Origin of the sequence: Primorskyibacter aestuariivivens, from assembly GCF_028023675.1 — a bacterium.
Classification (GTDB): Bacteria; Pseudomonadota; Alphaproteobacteria; order Rhodobacterales; family Rhodobacteraceae; genus Marinovum; species Marinovum aestuariivivens.
This window is the reverse complement of sequence record NZ_JAQIOZ010000009.1, coordinates 82623-101957: the sequence shown is the minus strand read 5'-3', so window position 1 is coordinate 101957 and position 19335 is coordinate 82623. Positions and strand designations below refer to the sequence as shown.

Below are 19335 nucleotides of genomic sequence, written 5' to 3'. Positions count from 1 at the left end.
GTGCTCACGCGCCCTGTGTCGCCTTGGCCAGCGCGTCGATCTTGGCCTTGGCGGCACCGGAATCGATGCTTTCGGCGGCTAGCTCTACGCCGGATTTCAGGTCATCCGCCTTGCCCGCCACAAGCAGCGCAGCGGCGGAGTTCAGCAGCACCGCATCGCGATAGGCAGAGGGCTCGCCGGCCAGAAGCCCGGCGAAAGCCTTGCCGTTCTCTTCGGGCGTGCCGCCAAGGATGTCCCGGAACGGATGCACCGGCAGGCCCGCGTCTTCGGGATGCACCTCGCGCGAGGTGATCTTGCCGTCCTTCAACTCGGCCACGGCGGTGGGACCGGAAATCGCGATCTCGTCGGTGCCGTCAGAGCCATGCACCAGCCATGCGGCCTCGGAGCCCAGTTCCTGCAGGGTTTCGGCCATGGGAAAGATCAGGTCGATGGCAAAGGCCCCGGTAAGTTGGCGTTTGACGCCTGCGGGGTTGGTGAGGGGGCCAAGGATGTTGAAGATCGTCTTGCAGCCCAACTCGGTGCGCACCGGCATGACATGTTTGATTGCCGGGTGATGCATGGGCGCCATCATGAAACAGATACCGGTATCGCGCAGGGCGGCTTCGGCCACTTCGGCCGGGACCATGACATTCACGCCCAACTGGCCCAGCGCGTCCGCCGCGCCGGATTTGGAGCTGAGATTGCGGTTGCCATGTTTGGCCACCGGCACGCCAGCGCCCGCCACGACAAAGGCGGTGGCGGTGGAGATGTTGAGCGTGCCCTTGCCGTCGCCGCCGGTGCCGACGATGTCCATCGCGCCCTCAGGCGCCTGAACCGCGTTGCATTTGGCGCGCATGACGGCGGCGGCGGCGGCGTATTCGGCCACGGATTCGCCACGTGCGCGCATCGCCATCAGGAGCCCGCCCATCTGGGCCGGGGTGGCGGTGCCGTCGAACAGGTGCTCAAAGGCTTCCGTTGCCTGCGCACGCGACAGCGGACCCTCGGAGGCGGAATAGATCAGCGGTTTCATTGCGTCGCTCATGCGGGCACCTTCATCATGTCTGTGAAATTCCTCAGCAGGGCATGACCATGCTCGGACCGGATGCTTTCGGGGTGGAACTGGACGCCGTGGATGGGCAGCGTCTTGTGCTGCAGGCCCATGATCGTGCCGTCTTTCAGCTCGGCGGTGATTTCAAGGCAGTCCGGCAGGCTGTCACGTTCGACCACGAGCGAATGGTAGCGGGTCGCCTCAAAAGGCGAGGGCAGCCCGGCAAAGAGCCCTTTTCCGGTGTGATGCATGGTGCCCATCTTGCCATGCACGATCTCGTGGCAGCGCACCACCTTGCCGCCAAAGGCCTGACCGATGGTCTGGTGGCCCAGACAGACGCCCATCAGCGGGGTCCCGGTCTCGGCGGCGGCGGCCACCATGGCAAGACAGATGCCGGCCTGATCGGGGTCGCAGGGGCCAGGGGACAGCAGAATGCCCGCCGGGTTCATCGCCATGGCTTCCTGCACGTTGATCGCGTCATTGCGCACCACCCGCGCCTCGACGCCCAACTCGCCCACGTAATGGACAAGGTTGTAGGTAAAACTGTCGTAGTTATCTATCAGCAGAAGCATGGGATGAACTTTCCCGTCAGGGCGCGTTTGGGGGCTGGAGGCCGGGGCCTTCACCGGTGTATCAAGATCGGGCTATACATGTTCAGGCTTGGCCGCCATCGTCAAGGGGCGGAGGCGCATGTCGCACTGGGCAGGCAGGGCAGAAAACGGGCAAGAGACAAAGGATAGGCAGGCTATGGCACGCGGGTTTTTGTCAGGAGCGCTCTGGGGCGTTGTTGTGGCTGGTCTTGGTGCCGGGACGGCGTCGGTTGTGACGGGGCCGGTCTTTGCGCCCAGGCCCGAGGTGAGTGACGAGACGCGTGTGCCGCCCGAAGCGCCGCAGGAAGCCGCGACCGAGGCCGCGCCCGAAGGCGCGCTGCGCGAAGCTGTGCCACGCGAGACGGCCTCGCCCGGAGTGCCGGACCAGAGCGCAGGCGTGGATCTGGCAGAGAACGTGGCCGACACCGAAAGCACCGGCTTGCCGCAGGCGGGCGGGGCAGAGGAATTGCGCGCCGCGCCCAATGAAGGCGAAAGCGCCGAGGTGCAGAGGGCCATGACCGACCCCGTCGCCGGGCAGGATCAGGCGGATGCGCCGCCCGCGCCCGCAGCGGAGGAGCTGTCGATTTCAACCAATCCCCAGCAACCCCCAGCGCCGCGCCCGGCGCTGGACGACTCCTTGCCGCAATTGGCCGGTGCGCCCGAGACGGGCGAGGCCGCGCCTGCGCCCGAAGCGGAAACCCCGGTCGAGGATGGGCAGGCACCAGAGCCCATTGCCGAGGCGGTGGAACCCGTGCCGGAGCCAGCGGTTGTGCCGATGATCGTTGAAGAGGATGGCAGCACGCAACCTGCCACCAAACCGCGAGTAACGGCTTTGCTGGACCGGGCTGAGGACGAGAACAGCGGGCCGGGTGTCGGTACGCCTGCGGGGACCTTTGGCAATCTTGCGCCGGATGTGCGGACCGGGCGACTGCCCAGCCTTGTCGATGATCAGGCAGGCGAGGCCCCCAAGCGACCGATCGAAGCCTTTTCCGAGCCGGTCGTGATCGAGGGGGACAAACCATTGATGTCCATCGTGCTGGTGGATGACGGCAGCGTGCCTCTGGGTCTTGAGGCGCTGGAGAGCTTTCCCTATCCGATCACCTTTGCGGTGGATGGCGCGTGGTCCGGTGCGACCGAGGCCGCCGCGGCCTATCGCGCCGCCGGGTTCGAGGTGATGGTGGTTGCCGATCTGCCACCCGGCGCACAGCCGCAGGATGCAGAGGTCACATTGTCGACCATCCTGTCCAAAGTGCCCGAGGCTGTGGGTGTTCTGGAGGGCGACGCGGGCGGGTTGCAGGAGAATCGCGGGGCTTCGGACCAGGTGGGCAAGATCCTCGCACAGACGGGTCACGGGTTGGTTTTGTATTCCAAGGGGCTGAATTCGGCACAGTCTCTGGCGCGTCGTGCCGGGGTGCCGGTGCAGTCGCTGTTCCGGGATTTCGACGGGCAGGGGCAGGATGCCAAGGTGATCCGCCGCTTCCTTGATCAGGCCGCGTTCAAGGCCGGGCAGGAGGGATCGGTGATCATGCTGGGGCGTCTCCGGGCCGAGACGATCTCGGCATTGTTGATCTGGGGATTGCAGGACCGGGCGAGCCGGGTGACCTTTGTGCCGGTGTCGCAGGTGCTGCTTGAAGATGGGTCGGAGGGTTAACCGGGCGGAAATCCTTCCCGCATCGGGTTGGGGTAAGCCTTTGACTTACCTTTGTCTTCCACATGCATGAACCGGGCGGCGCGCAGTGCTGAACGGGGATTAACGCGCTATTGGCCAGACTTGTCTCACGAGGTTTCACGAGGCAAGCGAGGCAAACATGCCCCAACATTCCGTCCGGCAGATCGCCGAAGAGATTGTCGCCCGCGAGGGTGGTTATGTGAATGATCCCGATGATCCGGGGGGTGCCACGAAATATGGTGTGACGATCCATACGATGCGGCGTCTGGGTCTTGATCTGGATGGCGATGGCGCGGTGAGCGCCGAGGATGTCAAACGGCTGTCGCGCGATCAGGCGGTCGAAATTTTCGTGCAGCACTACTTTGTCAGGCCCGGTATCGCACAACTGCCCGACTGCATTCAGGCCAGTGTCTTTGACATGTATGTCAATGCGGGTGGCAATGCGGTGAAGATCCTGCAGCGGCTGCTGCGTGACATGGAATACGAGATCACTGTGGACGGCGCGATTGGCCCTCAAACGGCGGGGGCGGCGGCCCATGCGGCGCAGGTGGATGCTGCGGCCTTTGCCGATGCCTACGGGATTGCGCGGCGCAATTACTATTTCCGGATTGCCGACCGTCGCCCGGCGTCGCGCAAATATGCCCGCACGCGGGCCGGTGGTAAGGGTGGCTGGATCAAACGCGCCGAAGAGTTCATTTCGCCGCGCTATCACATGAGCGCGCGCGAATTTCAGGACCGGGTGGCGGCATGGGGCTGATCGAGCGGATATTCGGCGTGGTCTTTGGCGGCGGGCGCAATGCGGTGGCCGAGACGATCGAGGTGTTTCGCGAAAACGCCGAAAAGGGCGCGGCGCGGGAGCTGGACCTGAGATCGGCCACTTTGGAGCAATTCGCGCGCGAGTTCCGCGTGGTGCGGCGGGGCTGGTTCGACCGGGTGATGGATGCCATCAACCGGGTGCCGCGCCCGGCCATGGCGTTAGGGACGCTGGGGCTTTTCGTGGCGGCGATGGTCGATCCGGTATGGTTTGCGGCGCGGATGCAGGGGATCGCGCTGGTGCCGGAACCGCTCTGGTGGCTGTTGGGCGCGATTGTCAGCTTCTATTTCGGCGCGCGCCATCAGGCCAAGGGGCAGGAATTCCAGCGCGAACTGGCGCAGACCGTGACCCGGGTGCCCGAGGTGGTAGACAATCTGCGCACGCTGGATGAGATCGACGCGCCCGAGGCGCCGGAAAGCGCAGAGAACCCCGCGCTGGCGCGGTGGAAACGCAAGGCGGCGTGACGCGGCGTTTGGTCTGGCGTCACGGGCTGCATTAGGCCAGTCTCCCGGCAAAGATCACCGGGAGACACGGGCCATGAATTACGAGACCATCAGTTTTGAGATCAGCAACGATATCGCGGTTCTGACACTGAACCGGCCCGATGTGATGAACGCGCTCAACACGCAGATGCGCGCCGAGATCACCCATGCGGTGCGTGACAGCGGCGACAAGGCGCGCGTTCTGGTGATGACCGGCGCGGGGGCGTCGTTTTGTTCGGGGCAGGATCTGGGCGATGCGAAATCGGCGGCCAGCCTCGATCTTGAGCGGGTCTTGCGCGACGAATACGTTCCAATGTTGCGCGCCATCTTTGACTGCCCGATCCCGACGATCTGCGCGGTCAATGGTGCCGCGGCGGGGGCGGGGGCGAATCTTGCGCTGGCCGCCGACGTGGTGATTGCCACCGAGAGCGCGTTTTTCCTGCAGGCCTTCACGCGGATCGGGCTGATCCCGGATGCGGGCGGCACATACTGGCTGCCGCGCCAGATGGGGGCGGCCAAGGCGATGGGGGCGGCGCTCTTCGCCGACAAGATCACCGCGCGTCAGGCCGATGACTTTGGCATGATCTGGGAAGCGGTGGGCGATGACGTGTTTGACACCCATTGGCGCGCCCGCGCGGCGCATCTGGCCAAGGGGCCGACCGAGGCCTACCGGCATGTGAAAACCGCCATCCGGTCGTCCTTTGACAATGATCTGGAAGAGCAATTGCTGGTCGAGGCGAAGCTGCAGGGCAAATGCGGCCAGACCCGCGATTTCAAGGAAGGCGTGTTGGCTTTCATGGAAAAACGCCCGGCGCAATACGAGGGCCGCTGATCCCGCGTCACGGGTTGGTGTAGTCGATGAGGCGCACCGTTTCGGTTGCGAGATTCACCGCGTAGACCCGGTGCCGGCCCACGCCTGTCGGGTTGGCTTCGGTCACGTCCAGCAGCACCCAATTGTCCTGAAACACCCGGGGCACAAGCGGGGGCGAGTCTTCGTTTTCATAATCGTAGAGATCGGTCAGGCCGGGAAACCGGAGAAAGTTGATCCGGGTCATCCTGGGGCGGCCTTGCGGGTCAATGACCAGAATATCGCCGGGGCGGGTAAAGGCACCGGTCAGGATGAAGTGATCTTTGTGCTGGTCATAGAGAACCCCGGCTGCGTCATAGCCTTGGAGGCTGCTCACGACGGTCCATTGCCCGGTTTCCGTGTCGACGCGATACAGAAACCCTTCGCCGCCATAGGTCACGCCACAAAGGGCCTGTCCGACGGGGTCGTAAGTTGCAGCGGACGGCAGACGTGGTTGCGCGATACTGGCGGGAACCGGGAACCTCCGGGTGCCCTGGGCGTCGGTCAGGGCCATGCCGCGTTCATCAAAATACACATCAACGACGGCTTCGGGCCGCTCTCCGTCAATCCAGCGTCTGAGCGCGTCGGGCAGGTCGTCATTCGGGCGCCGCAAGGTTTCGAGATAGTCCAGCGCGAGCGTTTCAGTGGTGCTGTCCACTCTCGAAATGCGATGGCCCAGCGCCGGGGCGGTATAGGTCGCTTGGAAACTGGCAATCCGGTCCAGCGCCGTGCGTTCGCCAAGCACGGCCAGGAGCCTGCGGAAGTCCCGCCCCCGCGGTTTGTTTACATATAACAGCCTGTCATCACCGGCACCGGAGACCGGAATGCCGTTCAGCTCGACCCGGCTGCGCGATGTCGGGTTGCCGCCCAGCAATATCGTCTCAACAAAGCTGTTGGCAGTTGTCTCGACGCGCCATTCAACCTTGTCATCGTCAAGCAGGACCAGGATGACCTCTTGTCCCGGTCTGTCGACGATCACCCGCGCCATCGGTTCGTTTTGGAAATCCCCGTCTGCGACCCAGCCACGTTTGACCGCAACCACGTGGATCTCGCGGTCGGCAAGGGCCGTCTCGGAGATTCAGAGGCATGCCACTGCTACTATTTTGGTGAGACTTTGTCTCATTCGGATCGCCTTTGCATGGAACTGCGCCAATCCTAGCACAAAGCGCGCCCTTTTCGGGGCGCGCTTGGCATTGGTGGTCTCGGTCGGTTTACGCGATCACAAGCTCTTCGAACCCATCGTCCGCGGGTTCTTCGGGGGGCGTCTCTGCCTCTTCGGGATCAAGCCCCATCAGCGCCATCACCGTGTCGATGTCATACTCGTATTCGCAGTCGTCCTCGGGCGGGGTTTCGACGCATTGGCCCACAAGCTTGAGGCTGCCCTCGCGGTCTTCGGCATCCTCGTCTCCGACCGAGGTCAGCCGCAGGCCGATATCCTGCCCTTCGAAATCGTCGAGACTGAGCCCGTCTGGATGGCTGAGGGTAAAGGTCGTGGACTGGATGTCGTCGCCGCTGGCGCCCTGGGTGCCGATGGACACGCCGCCGTCGAAAGCGCCGTTGTCGTTGACGATGTCACCGTTCATATTGTTACCGTTGCCCAGATTGGTGACGTTATTGGCGTCGAATTGTGATCCGGTGACATGTTCCCCGCTGGCGCTCAGCCCGTCGAGCAGCGTCTCATCGGCGATGTCAAAGAAGAACCCGTTCAGATCGCCGATCGAGCCGGTGGCGTCGGGATCGTCACCCGAAAGCACATTCAGTTCCACCTCGATATCGCCGTTTTCCAGCTCGGTCAGGACAACCTCGATATTCACCTCGCCCTCGATGATGAAACTGCATTCGTGGGGGTCCTCGGGTTCACCGCCGGGATCGCCCAGATCGTTTTCACCGGGATGGCCGTCGGGGTTGACGGTCATCACCTTGCCGTCGGCGGTGTCCGTGTCGACGGCGGCGGCAAAGCTCGACATGTCGAGATCATCAAGCGTCAGCGGCTTCCCGTCGGCGCTGTAGAGCGCAAAGCCGATCTCGGTAATCTCGCCCTCGGTCGAGCCTTCGGTTGTGCCGAACTGCACGCCGACATCATACTCCTCGGCGAGCGTGGCCCCGTTTGACAGGCTGTCGACGCTGTCCGCCGTGGCCTCAAAACCCGAGATATTTGCGTCACCCGTTTTGGGTGCGATGACCAGATCGCCAGCCTGGCTGTCGTCGGTCAGGTTGAAAAACAATCCGTCGATATCGACAGGGTCGACGATACCTTCGGCACTGGTGATCACGATGGACAGAGTGCCGTCATCTTCGGTGACGGTGACTTTGAGATTGGGATCGCAGCCAAGATAGAACGAGGTCTGCGGATTGGTCTGGTCTGTCGATTCCGTGGTCATGAATGGCTCCATAAAAAATGCGATGACCCCCACGGAAAAGATTACCGATTTGCCCGGTTTCGATCCTAATTTCGCCGCATTTTTGCTGTAATTTGGTTAAAATGCGCGATTTTTGCCGGGGGATTGTAGAGGCAAAAACAACAATGGTCATGCGGCTCCCGGATTGTTGAAAACCCGCAAGGCGGGAATCAGCCAGTCAGATATGAAAAAGGGCGCAGCCCCTGGGGGTGCGCCCTTATGTTTGAGATATGCGGTGCGCTGTTACGGCGCACCGTTCAGGGGTTACGCGCGGCGGCGGCGACGCCCGCCAGAGCGGCCACCACGGCCCGACCCTGCGGGGGCCGCGGTTTTGTTCAGCTTGATCCAGTTGCCGCCCGAGGGGTCGTGATCGAGCAGGAAGTCAGCGGCGCGGATCGACACCACCTCGTCCGAGGCAACGCCGATTTTGGGCGACAGGCCCAGCAGCGGGGCGAGCTTGGCAATCTCGATCTCGTCGGGGACCTCGACGCCCAGATCGGCCAGACGGGCGAGGCGCTCGCGCACGAGGTCCTCTGCCGGGGCCATGCCCAGCAGCGGGGCAATCGCGTCCATATCCACGTCGTCGCCCGCGGCAAAGCCCAGTGCCTTGAGCTCGTCCAGACGGTCGCTGACATTCTTCTTGGTCTTGGGCATGGCGACCGGGTTCATGATGGCGCTGGTCATACCAGCGGCAGAGGCCATGGCGAGGAAGGCGTTGTTGATGCCGTGACGGTTGGGCAGGCCGAAGGAGATGTTGGACGCGCCGCAGGTGGTGTTTACGCCCAGCTCTTCGCGCAACCTGCGCACAAGGGTAAAGACCTGCACCCCGGCAGTGCCCATGGCACCCACGGGCATGACCAGCGGGTCCACCACGATGTCATGCGCCGGGATGCCGAAATCGGCGGCGCGTTCGACGATCTTTTTCGCCACGGCGAAACGCACGTCCGGGTCTTCGGAAATGCCGGTGTCGTCGTTGGAAATGGCCACAACCGGCACGTTGTATTTCTTGACCAGCGGCAGGATTTCCTCAAGCCGCTCTTCCTCGCCGGTGACCGAGTTCAGAAGCGGGCGGCCTTTGGCGGTCTCAAGACCAACCTCCAGCGCGCCGGGGACCGACGAGTCGATGCAGAGCGGCACATCCACGAGACCCTGTACCAGCTCGACGATCTTGCGCATCAGCGGCGGTTCGGTCTCGTTCGGGTTGGGGTTGGAGTTATAGACCACGCCCGCGTTGATATCGAGGATCTGCGCGCCACAGGCGACCTGCTCGATTGCATCTTTCTCGACGGTCGAGAAATCGCCCGCTTCCAGTTCCGCCGCCAGCTTCTTGCGGCCGGTGGGGTTGATCCGTTCGCCGATGACGCAGAAGGGCTCGTCAAAGCCCAGAACGGCGGTTTTGGTTTGCGACTCGACGATGGTACGGGTCATGCGGGTACTCCTTTGAGGCGCTCCAGGATTGAGGGAAGCGCGGGATCGGTGAAATCTTGGATGGTGATGTGGGCGCCAGCGGCGCGCAACGCGGTGTCGTCAAGGCTGGAGCGGATGCCAACCGTATAGGCCCCCGAAGCGCGCGCAGCACGCAGGCCCGAGGGGCTGTCCTCGAAGGCGATGCAGGCGTCGGGCGTCTCATTCAGCTGGCGCATGGCTTCCGCATAGGGATAGGGATCGGGTTTGGCGCGCGGGCATTCCTCGCCGATCACGATGGTCTCGAACGCGGGACGCAGCTCAATCGCCTCCAGCATGGCCTCGGCATTGAGACGCATGGCGTTGGTCACGATGGCTTTGCCCCAGCCCATCTCGCCTGCGCGGGCCACCAGATCGGCGACGCCGGGCATGGCCGGGAAAGGGCGGGGCAGCCGGTCGCGGAACTGTGCCTCTTTCCACTCCGAGAGTCCCTCAGGGTCCGGCTCGTCGGGGAGGAAGTCTGCAAAGATGTCCACGTTCAGCCGCCCATGCACCTGTTCCATGTAGAACCCCTCTTCGACAGGCAGGCCACGTGCGGTCCAAAGCTCCGTGAACACCTGTTCATGGATGGCATCGGAATGCAGCATGGTCCCGTCCAGATCGAAGAGAAGCGCTGGCATCGGATCAGGACGCGCTGGCCGGTTTGGTGGCCTCGCCGCCGTTTTCAATTGCCCAGGTCGCATTGGTCTTGATCCCGCCAAGCGGGAAGAAATGCACCTTGTCGATGTTGAAATCGGGGTTGGCTGCCTTGTGCATGGCGAGTTCACGGATCACATCGGTCGGCTCGTAGGGAAGCAGCAGCTTGGACACATCCATGGCGCGTTTCTGCAGCACCTTGAGCGACGGGCCGACACCACAGGCGATGGCGAATTTGATCAGCGTCTGAAGCTTGGCCGGACCGGCGATGCCGATATGGATGGGCAGGGTGATGCCCGCCTCTTTCAGCGCGTCGGCCCAGGCGATGATCGGCTTGGCGTCAAAGGCAAACTGCGTGGCCAGCGCCATCTCGGCATCGGTGGTTTCGTTGAACTTGGTCTTCCAGCGCAGCGCCTCGTCCACGTTCTTGCGCGAGCCGTCCGGGTCGATGTCCTTGTTGCCTTCGGGATGGCCGGCGACATGCAGGCGCTTGAACCCCGCCTTGTCGAACAGCCCGGTTTCCAGCAGCTGCATGGAGGAATGGAAATCGCCATGCGGCTTGTCCACGCCACCGGCGAGCAAGAGCGCCTGCTCGACACCGGCTTCGCCCTGATACATGGCGATCCAGTTCTCCAGCGTGGCGGCGTCGCGGATGATGCGCGCCGGGAAATGTGGCATCACCGGATAGCCTTCATTCGCCAGGCGTTTGGCGGTGGCGACCATGTCCTCGATCGGCGTACCTTCGATATGGGCGATGTAGACGCGCGTGCCCTCGGGCAGCAGGTCGCGGAAATTCTCGACCTTTTCGGCGGTGCGCGGCATCACCTCGATGGAATAGCCCTGCAGGAAGGCTTCAACCTCGGGCGAGGTGGTGGCGGGCGCGGCGTCGCGCTTTTTGAAGTTCAGCAAAGCCATTGCGGCCTCCCATAGCTGTCTCGGACCCATCAGCGTCTCAGCCCTTGGCCCATCCATCATTGGCGATCAGGGCCTTGATGCGCTCCTGATCATATTCGGCGTCGATCCGGGCGGCCTCGGATGCGGCCACTTCGCTGGCCTCACCTTCGACCGGGTAGGGCGGCGCCTTGCGCCACTCTGCCAGATAGGCATCGGTATCGGCTGCGCCAACCTTCATGGCGGCGCGGTCAATGGCCTGTTCGAACCGTTCGGGAAGCGGCATTTTCGCGCCCCGGCGGCCCTTGCCGACGATGACCTGCGCGGGAATGTCCCGCCAATAGACCACGGTCACATCAACCATTGATTCCTCTCCTTCAGCTCTCAGCCCTGCATAAGTCACAGCCACGTGGTGCCACGTCCCGTTTTCGACAGAAAGCGACGCATGTGCGACCTGTGCGATGGATGACCCTTGCATACGGGCAGATCGGCAACGGCAAAACCCTGCAATCCCCTGAGCGGCGCTCATAATTCTCATGCAAATGATGAAGCGTGTTCACTCCGGTTTGGTATGTTCATGCTGCGCTGCGGCATAAGTTGCGGGGGTTTCACGGAAAAATCGCCCAAAGCTTGGTCTTGCGCGGGGCAGGGGCCGCGTCTATCTTTGATCCCAACACGATACATCGGAGGGCGTGACAATGGCGCCCAAGCGTCCCAATGGTGCGGGCGCATTCCCGAAACCGGTTGAGAGCCCCGCGCCGAAACCGCCCGATCCCAGTGAGCTTTACGCTGCGCTGGATCTGGGCACGAATAGTTGTCGCATGCTGATTGCCCAACCCAAGGGCAGCCAGTTTCATGTGGTCGACAGTTTCTCGAAATCCGTCCAGCTCGGTTCCGGGCTGGAGCGTTCTGGTCGTCTGAGCCGGTCCTCCATGGGGCGGACCGTGCAGGCAATGCGCATCTGTGGCCAGAAACTGCGCCGTCACAAAGTCCTGCGCATGCGTCTGGTGGCGACCGAGGCGTGCCGCCGGGCCAAGAATGGCCAGGACCTGATCAAGTTCGTGCGGCGCGAAACGGGGCTGAAGCTGGAGATCATCGAACCGGAGGAAGAGGCCCGCTTGGCGGTGATTTCCTGTGCGCCGCTGGTCTCGACCAAGACCGAGCAATTGCTGGTGGTGGATATCGGCGGCGGTTCGACCGAACTTGTCTGGATTGATCTCTCCACCGTGCCCAACCATGACCGCCCGCGTGCGATCATGCGGCTGCATTCGGGGTTTCACAACGCTGACAGCCCTTTTCCCGTGGCCCGCGTGGTGGACTGGATCTCGGTGCCGCTTGGGGTGGCCACGCTGCGCGACCAGTTCAACGATGTGCAGGATGACGCGGCGCGCTATGCGCTGATGTCGTGGTTCTTTGAGGAGAACCTCGCGGATTTCGCCCCTTACAAGGACGAACAGGCGCGCGAGGGGTTCCAGATTGTCGGCACCAGCGGAACGGTCACCACGGTGGCGGCGTCGCATCTGGGGCTTAAGCGCTATGACCGCAACAAGGTGGACGGGCTGCGCATGACCTCGGACCAGATCGACAAGGTGATCAACGGTTATCTTGAACTGGGCCCCGAAGGCCGGCGGGCGGACCCGCGCATCGGTCAGGACCGGCAGGCGCTGATCATGTCGGGCGCGGCGATCCTGCAGGCGCTGCTGCGCTGCTGGCCGACAGACCGGCTGTCTGTGGCGGATCGCGGGCTGCGCGAGGGATTGCTCTATTCGCAGATGTCGGCGGACGGGGTGTTGGAAGACGGGCCGTTTTAGCAACGGATGACGCAAAAGGTTAATTTTGCTATCCTGCGCTTTATCCCGGGCGTGCAGGAGCCGCAAAATGCGATTTCATATCAATCTATTCGGACCTCCAGGCATTGAAGTTGACGGCGAACGCCATGCGCTGAGCGCGCGCAAGGCGATGGCGCTTCTGGCCTATCTTACGATGCGGATGAACGAGCCGGTGACGCGGGGGCACCTGTCCGGGTTGCTTTGGCCCGACAGCCCCGAGGAACAGGCGCGCACCAACCTGCGGCAAGCGCTCAGCCAGCTGCGCAAGCTCTTTGCCACGGCGGGGCATGATCCGCTCGAGGCCAGCGGGGATCAGGTGGTGCTGCGCCCAGATGGGATTGCGGCCCCGGCCCGTGCGCTTCTTGCGGGTGAACTGGAGGACGCGATGGCTCTGGCCGGGCAGCCGGCCTTTCTCGAAGGGTTCGCATCGGTGGCCGCACCGTTCGAGGATTGGGCCAATGCCCGCGCCCGCGAGATTGACGCGCGCATGGTCTCCGCACTCACCGGCGTTGCGGAGCAGGCGGCCGAGATGCGCGACCACGCCCGCGCCAGCGCCGCACTGGCCGAGGCGCTGCGCCGCGATCCGCTTAACGAGGCGCTGCACCGCAAGCTGATGCGGATGCTGGCGGCAATGGGCAAGACCGACGTCGCGCTGGCGCAGTATGAGACCTGTCGCAAGGCGCTTGAGACGCAGTTGGGTGTCACGCCCGAAAGTGAGACAAGGCAACTGGCGAGCCAGATCCGCGCCGCGCGCCTGGCACCCGCTTCCGCCGATGCGGGACGCAGTGGTGTGGTAACCGTGTTCCTGACCCCGTCGGGCGCGTTTGATCACGTTGCCGAGGCCGCATCGACCGAAGAGGCGCTGAGCGCGGCGTTCAATCACAACCGGGATGGCAAGGGGCGTGCCGTGGTGCTGAGCGCCGCCGAAGCCGACAGTGATCCGCAGGGCGCGGCGCGCCAGTTGCTGAGCAACACCGAAGCCGGATGCGTGGCCAGCCCCGCGATCATGGCGGACACCGACCATGGTTCGGCCTTTGGCTTCGCCCCCTGTGCCGGTAGTGAGGGTTATGAGGTCGCCCAGGTCCCGCGCCACAGGTTGCAGGTGGGTACCGTGACCGAACGGCCCGAGCAGAAGCTGGGCAGCGACCTCTCGCTGCTCATCCTGCCGTTTCAGGACCTGCATTCCGAGCCGGGCAGCATCCCGCTGGGGCTGGTGCTGGCCGAAGAGATCACCGCCCGCGTGTCCCGCTTTGGCGGGTTGACCGTCGCCTCGCCCACCGCCGCGCAAACTTGTCGCAAGCTGGGCCTGGACGTGGCGGACCTCAAGGACAGTCTCGGGGTGAACTACCTTGTCGATGGCAGCGTGCTGCGCATGGGGGACCATCTGCGCATCGCGATGAGCATCACCGATCTCAACGACATGTCCACCATTCACAGCGACCGGTTCGATGGCCGTTTTGACGAGCTGTTCGCGCAACAAAGTCTGATGGTGGACCGGATCGCGACGCTGGTGGTGCACAAGGCCGAGATCGCCGCCAGCGAACGGGCCGAACGGGCGTTGACCAATTCCATGGGCGCGTTCGACTGGTATCTGCGCGGGCTTTACAATCACCGCCGGGCGGGGCTGTCGCTGGACAATGCCAAGCGCGCATCGCGCTTTTTCACCGAGGCGATCGACATCGACCGGGATTTCGCACGTTCTTATGCGTGGCGGGTCTGTTCCACATCCTGGTTTGATGGAGATTATGCGCTGGGGGACGGGCTGCGCGATCTGTCGCAGGCGTTGGCCATTCACGAACATGACCCCGAGGTGCAGCGCATTGCCGGGGCGATTGCCATGATGAACCGCGATTTCGACAAGGGGCTGCATCACGTGCAACGCGCCGTGGAGCTCAACCCGAGCGATGCCTATCTGACGGGCACATCGGCGGTCTACTGGTGCTGGAGCGGCCAGCATGACAAGGCGCAGGAGGTGATGGACCGCGCACTGGCGCTTGATCCCTTTCTGCCGGTCTGGGCGGTCGAGGATCAGGGCGTGCTGCTTTATTCGCGCGGCGACTATGCGGGCGCGGTCGACTCGCTCAAGCGCTTGTCCTTTCCCACCCCGCGCGCGCTTAGCTTCATGGCGGCGGCGCAGGTGGCGCAGGATGACATCGAAGGCGCGCGCGACAGCGTGGCCCAGATCTACCGGCTCGATCCGGATTACAGCTTTCCCCAACTGGAGATGGTGACGCTTTACAAGGATCTGTCGCAAACAGACGGGCTGCGCAAACGGTTGGAAATGGCGGGGCTGTCCTGAGGTAATTGCCTGAAAAACTGCAATTTCACGGAAATCACGGGCGTTTTCACGCTTCTATCACGCTGCGGCACATGGGCGGGCAACGGCACGCGGCTAGGTTGGATGTATCGAAAGTCAACACACACCAGCCAACCCGGAGACAGAGCCATGTATGACAACACGATGACCCACAAGTTCCACCTTGACGACATTGAACGCGACGCCCGCGCCTGCATGGGCCGGGGACCGCGCCGCAAGTGGACCGTGTCGGGTTCACCCGTGATCGGCATGCTCGTGGTCGCGGGGATCGCCATGACGCTGATGGGGGTCTTCGCCGCCTAATCCCACATGTTCCGCCCTTGCAAGACCCCGTCGGCGATCCCGGCGGGGTTTGTCTTGCCCTTGTTTCGCGCGGTATGAAGGGCTATCTGGCGTGTCTCAGGAAAGGGCTGGAACCGTGGCGAAAAACACATCTGGGCGCGGGCAGCGCGATCTCAAGGTCAAGGTGAAGTCCGCACGCGGGCGCAAGCTGTCGTCCACGCGCTGGTTGCAGCGGCAGTTGAACGATCCCTATGTCAAGCGTGCCCAGGCCGAGGGGTATCGCGGGCGCGCGGCCTATAAGATACTGGAACTCGACGACAAGTTCCGCTTTCTCGTGCCGGGTGCGCGGGTGGTGGACTTGGGCTGTGCGCCGGGCGGCTGGTGCCAGGTGGCGGTCAAGCGGGTCAATGCGCTGGGTGAGAAATCCGGCAAGGCCGTGGGCACCGTGCTGGGCATCGACCTGCAGGAGGTGGAACCGATTGCGGGGGCTGAGCTGCACCAGCTGGATTTTCTGGATGACGGCGCGGACGATCAGGTCAAGGACTGGTTGGGCGGCAAGGCCGATGTGGTGATGTCGGATATGGCGGCCGCGTCCTCGGGACATAAACAGACCGACCATCTGCGCATCATGAACCTGTGCGAGACGGCGGCCTATTTTGCCTTTGACGTGCTCGAAGAAGGCGGGACCTTTGTGGCCAAGGTGCTGGCCGGGGGCGCGGAAGGCGACCTGCAAAAGCTGCTCAAGCAGAATTTCACCAAGGTGGCCAATGTGAAACCGCCTGCCTCGCGATCGGACAGTTCCGAGAAATTTGTCGTGGCGACCGGATTTCGCGGGGGAAATTCTTAGGCGCATTGCCCGTTCTGCGGTACTCTGAAGGTATTTCAGAGGATTGCAGGGGGTATTCATGCCAAAAACCATTGTTATTCTGCTCGACGGAACCTCGAACGAGGTGGCGCGCAACCGGACGCATATTCTGCGGCTTTATGGCTGTCTCAAGAAAGATGAGGGACAGCTTGTCTATTACGATCCCGGGGTTGGCACATTTGGGGCCGAAAACGCCTGGTCTTCGACATATCGCAAGGGGCATGAGGTCTGGGGGCTCGCCACCGGCTGGGGCGTGGATCAGAACGTCAAGGAAGCCTACCGGTTCCTGATCAGGCACTATTCCCATGGCGACAAGGAGGCCGGGACAGACCCCGACCGCATCGTGCTGGGCGGGTTTTCGCGTGGGGCCTATACCGCGCGGGTGCTGGCGGGGTTCCTGCATGCGCTGGGGCTGATTTCGCCGGAGAATGACAACCTCGTCGATTATGCCTATCGCGCCTATCGGCAGGTGTCGGATGATGACAGCGACTCAGGCGGCAAGGACCCGGATCACAACCCCTTTGCGGCGGTGCGCCTGTTCGACCGGATGCTGCGCGCGCCGCGCGTGGCTATTGATATCATGATGCTCTTTGACACGGTTGGATCGGTGATCGAATGGAAACGCGGGCCGGATGTACGCCGCTATGCCTTTACCGAGCGCAACCCGTCGGTCAAGGCGGTGCGGCATGCGGTGGCGATTGATGAACGGCGCGCCATGTTCACCCCACAGCTCTGGCCCACGGGCGGCGAGTTCTGGGGGCGTAGCCCGGTCCGCCCACAAGAGCCCGAGCCGCAGGATGTGAACGAGGTCTGGTTTTCCGGCGTGCATGGCGACATCGGCGGCGGATACCCGGAAGAGGACAGCGCGCTTGGCAAGGTGGTGCTGGAATGGATGCTGGAAGAAACCGAACCGTTGGGCCTGCGCTACAAGACCCGGACCATCAACCGGATCGTGAAGGGGCTGACCGAAGGGGATGGCTATGTCAAACCCAAGGCTACGGCGGACAGGAACGAGTCGATGAATGCGGGCTGGAAGCTGCTGGAATACTGGCCAAGACGCAAACGTGATGAAAACGGTCACAAGGTGGCCGGGCTGGGCGGGTTCTACCTTGGCCGCTCACGCAGGCGGGTGATCCCCGATGGGGCGCAGATTCACAATTCGGTTTTTGAGCGGCGCGGAACGGACAAGGATTACGATCAGCCCAACATTCCCGACAATCACGTCAAGGTCTGAGCGCCCGGCGCAGGGATTCATCGGCAGGCGCACGGCCCAATGATCGCTCGGCCGCGTCACGCAGTTGCATGATGGCATGTGGCGGGGGCAGTTCGTCTTTGCGGCGCGCGTGCAGATGTTCCTGTCTCGCGGCCTGATGGATCAGTGCGAAAAGCCGGTCATAGCGCGATGTGCTGTCTGCTCCGTGGTCCATGCGGGCCAAGACAGCAGGGGATCATGGCATTTTGCAGGACAAGAAAAAGGCGTTCCGGGGTCGTCCGGAACGCCTTTTTTGCGTGTGAGAGAACGGAGATGTAACTCGTAACTCAGGCTTTCGCGGGAACCAGAATGCAGCTGCGGACAAAACAATCCAGCGCAGCGAGGCCAACCATAGCAAGCAGAATAATCATTGGGTGCTCCAAAATTTTCCGTGATCCAAAAATGGCATAAAGGCGGAATCTGGGCAAGGAAATGTGCCGATTTCGCCTTATTTTGGGGAATTTTCGATTTGGTCGTCGCGCTGGTGGAAATGATGGCGGGCGCTAGAAAAAATTGACGCCAATCCGGAAACGTCGCCGGTGCCAACATGTCCAAATTGGGGCAGAAAATGATTCGTGGTTAAGGTCCATGCGGAGACAATGGGACGGACGGGTCGCGGCCCGGGGCTGCGCCCCGAACCGCGCCATCCCGTTTTAACCCGCCAGCGCGCGGTTCAGGTTCTCGTCGATCTTTTCAAGGAACCCCATGGTGGTCAGCCATTTCTGATCGGGTCCCACCAGAAGCGCCAGATCCTTGGTCATGAAACCGGATTCAACCGTGTCCACGATCACCTTTTCCAGCGTCTCGGCAAAGGTCTTGAGCGCGCCGTTGTCATCCAGCTTGGCTCGATGCTTGAGCGCGCCGGTCCAGGCATAGATCGAGGCGATGGAATTGGTCGAGGTGGCCTCACCCGCCTGATGCTGGCGGTAGTGGCGGGTGACGGTGCCGTGCGCCGCCTCGGCCTCGACGATCTTGCCATCCGGCGTCATGAGCTGCGAGGCCATCATGCCAAGCGAGCCAAACCCTTGCGCCACGGTGTCGGACTGCACATCGCCGTCATAGTTCTTACAGGCCCAGACAAAGCCGCCATTCCATTTCAGCGCACAGGCCACCATGTCGTCGATCAGCCGGTGTTCGTACCAGATGCCCTTTTCCTTGAACGCCTCTTCGAACTCGGCCTCGAACACCTCCTGGAAGATCTCAAGGAAACGCCCGTCATAGGCCTTGAGAATGGTGTTCTTGGTCGAGAGATAGACCGGCCAGCCAAGGTTGAGCCCGTAATTCAACGAGGCACGGGCAAAGTCGCGGATGGAGTCATCAAGGTTATACATGCCCATATAAACGCCCGCCGAGGGCGCGTCATAGACGACCTTTTCGATCTCGGTGCCGTCCTCGCCCACGAATTTCATCGTCAGCTGCCCCTTGCCGGGGAAATGGAAATCGGTGGCCTTGTACTGGTCGCCGAACGCATGACGCCCCACCACGATGGGCTGGGTCCAGCCGGGGACAAGCCGGGGTACGTTGCGGCAGATGATCGGCTGACGGAACACCACGCCGCCCAGGATATTGCGGATCGTGCCATTGGGGCTTTTCCACATCTTCTTGAGGCCGAACTCTTCAACCCGCGCCTCGTCCGGGGTGATGGTGGCGCATTTCACGCCAACGCCGACCTCTTTGATCTTCATCGCGGCGTCGATGGTCACCTGATCCTCGGTGCGGTCGCGTTCCTCGATACCCAGATCGTAATAGAGCAGGTCGATATCCAGATAAGGCTCGATCAGTTTCTTCTTGATGAAGTCCCACATGATGCGGGTCATTTCATCGCCATCAAGCTCCACGACGGGGTTGTCTACTTTGATCCGGGACATGGGCGGCACCTTTGCGGGTTGGGTCAGGAGAGATTCGCACTCGACCTTAGTCCTAAAGGATGCAGCGCCCGCGTCAATCAATTGTATACAAATGTATACGGGG

Annotated in this window: 19 protein-coding genes; 9 read left to right on the top strand and 10 right to left on the bottom strand. The window is 62.6% G+C overall.

All coding sequences use genetic code 11. The annotated features are described in order from the left end of the window. Window positions 1–4: 4 nt before the first annotated feature. Both trpD and PGB28_RS11275 read right to left on the bottom strand, forming a co-directional pair. Entirely contained in the window at window positions 5–1021 is a 1017-nt protein-coding gene (gene trpD, locus PGB28_RS11280) for an anthranilate phosphoribosyltransferase (RefSeq protein WP_271421620.1), read from the bottom strand. Beyond that, window positions 1018–1599, bottom strand: coding sequence for an anthranilate synthase component II (locus tag PGB28_RS11275; RefSeq protein WP_271421619.1), 582 nt, complete (start codon window positions 1597–1599; stop codon window positions 1018–1020). The genes trpD and PGB28_RS11275 overlap by 4 nt, the downstream gene beginning before the upstream one ends. A 175-nt stretch (window positions 1600–1774) precedes the next feature. Between PGB28_RS11275 and PGB28_RS11270 the strand changes: the two genes are divergently transcribed. From PGB28_RS11270 to PGB28_RS11255, 4 genes are all read left to right on the top strand, one after another. Next, window positions 1775–3268, top strand: coding sequence for a polysaccharide deacteylase family 2 protein (locus PGB28_RS11270; RefSeq protein ID WP_271421618.1), 1494 nt, complete (start codon window positions 1775–1777; stop codon window positions 3266–3268). A 157-nt stretch (window positions 3269–3425) separates the two neighbouring features. Next, entirely contained in the window at window positions 3426–4043 is a 618-nt protein-coding gene (locus tag PGB28_RS11265; protein ID WP_271421617.1) for a holin-associated N-acetylmuramidase, read from the top strand. Beyond that, complete coding sequence (locus PGB28_RS11260; protein ID WP_271421616.1) at window positions 4034–4564, top strand: holin family protein; 531 nt, start codon at window positions 4034–4036, stop codon at window positions 4562–4564. The genes PGB28_RS11265 and PGB28_RS11260 overlap by 10 nt, the downstream gene beginning before the upstream one ends. 73 nt (window positions 4565–4637) lie before the next feature. Next, window positions 4638–5414, top strand: a complete 777-nt coding sequence (locus PGB28_RS11255; protein WP_271421615.1) for an enoyl-CoA hydratase-related protein — start codon at window positions 4638–4640, stop codon at window positions 5412–5414. 7 nt (window positions 5415–5421) lie between these two features. On the opposite strand, the gene PGB28_RS11250 is transcribed toward PGB28_RS11255, so the two are convergent. The 6 genes from PGB28_RS11250 to PGB28_RS11225 all read right to left on the bottom strand — a co-directional run bounded on the left by PGB28_RS11250 (window position 5422) and on the right by PGB28_RS11225 (window position 11183). After that, entirely contained in the window at window positions 5422–6471 is a 1050-nt protein-coding gene (locus tag PGB28_RS11250; protein WP_271421614.1) for a hypothetical protein, read from the bottom strand. Between the two features lie 169 nt (window positions 6472–6640). Continuing rightward, window positions 6641–7810: a hypothetical protein gene (locus PGB28_RS11245; protein ID WP_271421613.1), complete on the bottom strand. Its 1170-nt coding sequence runs from the start codon at window positions 7808–7810 to the stop codon at window positions 6641–6643. Window positions 7811–8092: 282 nt separating this feature from the next. After that, a complete protein-coding gene (locus PGB28_RS11240) occupies window positions 8093–9256 on the bottom strand; it encodes a methyltetrahydrofolate cobalamin methyltransferase (protein ID WP_271421612.1) in 1164 nt (387 codons plus the stop codon). Beyond that, the gene (locus PGB28_RS11235; RefSeq protein WP_271421611.1) at window positions 9253–9912 is read right to left on the bottom strand and encodes an HAD family hydrolase; all 660 of its coding nucleotides are present in this window, start codon (window positions 9910–9912) and stop codon (window positions 9253–9255) included. The genes PGB28_RS11240 and PGB28_RS11235 overlap by 4 nt, the downstream gene beginning before the upstream one ends. A gap of 4 nt (window positions 9913–9916) precedes the next feature. Further along, entirely contained in the window at window positions 9917–10843 is a 927-nt protein-coding gene (locus PGB28_RS11230) for a methylenetetrahydrofolate reductase (RefSeq protein ID WP_271421610.1), read from the bottom strand. 37 nt (window positions 10844–10880) lie between these two features. Then, window positions 10881–11183, bottom strand: coding sequence for a virulence factor (locus PGB28_RS11225; protein ID WP_271421609.1), 303 nt, complete (start codon window positions 11181–11183; stop codon window positions 10881–10883). Between the two features lie 334 nt (window positions 11184–11517). On the opposite strand from PGB28_RS11225, the gene PGB28_RS11220 reads away from it, so the two are divergent. The 5 genes from PGB28_RS11220 to PGB28_RS11200 all read left to right on the top strand — a co-directional run bounded on the left by PGB28_RS11220 (window position 11518) and on the right by PGB28_RS11200 (window position 17346). Further along, a complete protein-coding gene (locus tag PGB28_RS11220) occupies window positions 11518–12630 on the top strand; it encodes a Ppx/GppA phosphatase family protein (RefSeq protein WP_271421608.1) in 1113 nt (370 codons plus the stop codon). A 67-nt stretch (window positions 12631–12697) separates the two neighbouring features. Continuing rightward, on the top strand, window positions 12698–14947 hold the full coding sequence (locus PGB28_RS11215; RefSeq protein WP_271421607.1) for a BTAD domain-containing putative transcriptional regulator: 2250 nt from the start codon (window positions 12698–12700) through the stop codon (window positions 14945–14947). A 147-nt stretch (window positions 14948–15094) separates the two neighbouring features. Then, the gene (locus tag PGB28_RS11210; protein ID WP_271421606.1) at window positions 15095–15268 is read left to right on the top strand and encodes a hypothetical protein; all 174 of its coding nucleotides are present in this window, start codon (window positions 15095–15097) and stop codon (window positions 15266–15268) included. Window positions 15269–15383: 115 nt separating this feature from the next. Next, a complete protein-coding gene (locus tag PGB28_RS11205; protein ID WP_271421605.1) occupies window positions 15384–16094 on the top strand; it encodes an RlmE family RNA methyltransferase in 711 nt (236 codons plus the stop codon). A 58-nt stretch (window positions 16095–16152) separates the two neighbouring features. Then, entirely contained in the window at window positions 16153–17346 is a 1194-nt protein-coding gene (locus PGB28_RS11200) for a DUF2235 domain-containing protein (protein WP_271421604.1), read from the top strand. On the opposite strand, the gene PGB28_RS11195 is transcribed toward PGB28_RS11200, so the two are convergent. After that, window positions 17336–17539, bottom strand: coding sequence for a hypothetical protein (locus PGB28_RS11195; protein ID WP_271421603.1), 204 nt, complete (start codon window positions 17537–17539; stop codon window positions 17336–17338). The genes PGB28_RS11200 and PGB28_RS11195 overlap by 11 nt on opposite strands. 478 nt (window positions 17540–18017) lie before the next feature. Next, on the bottom strand, window positions 18018–19232 hold the full coding sequence (locus PGB28_RS11190) for an NADP-dependent isocitrate dehydrogenase (RefSeq protein WP_271421602.1): 1215 nt from the start codon (window positions 19230–19232) through the stop codon (window positions 18018–18020). Window positions 19233–19335: the final 103 nt, after the last annotated feature.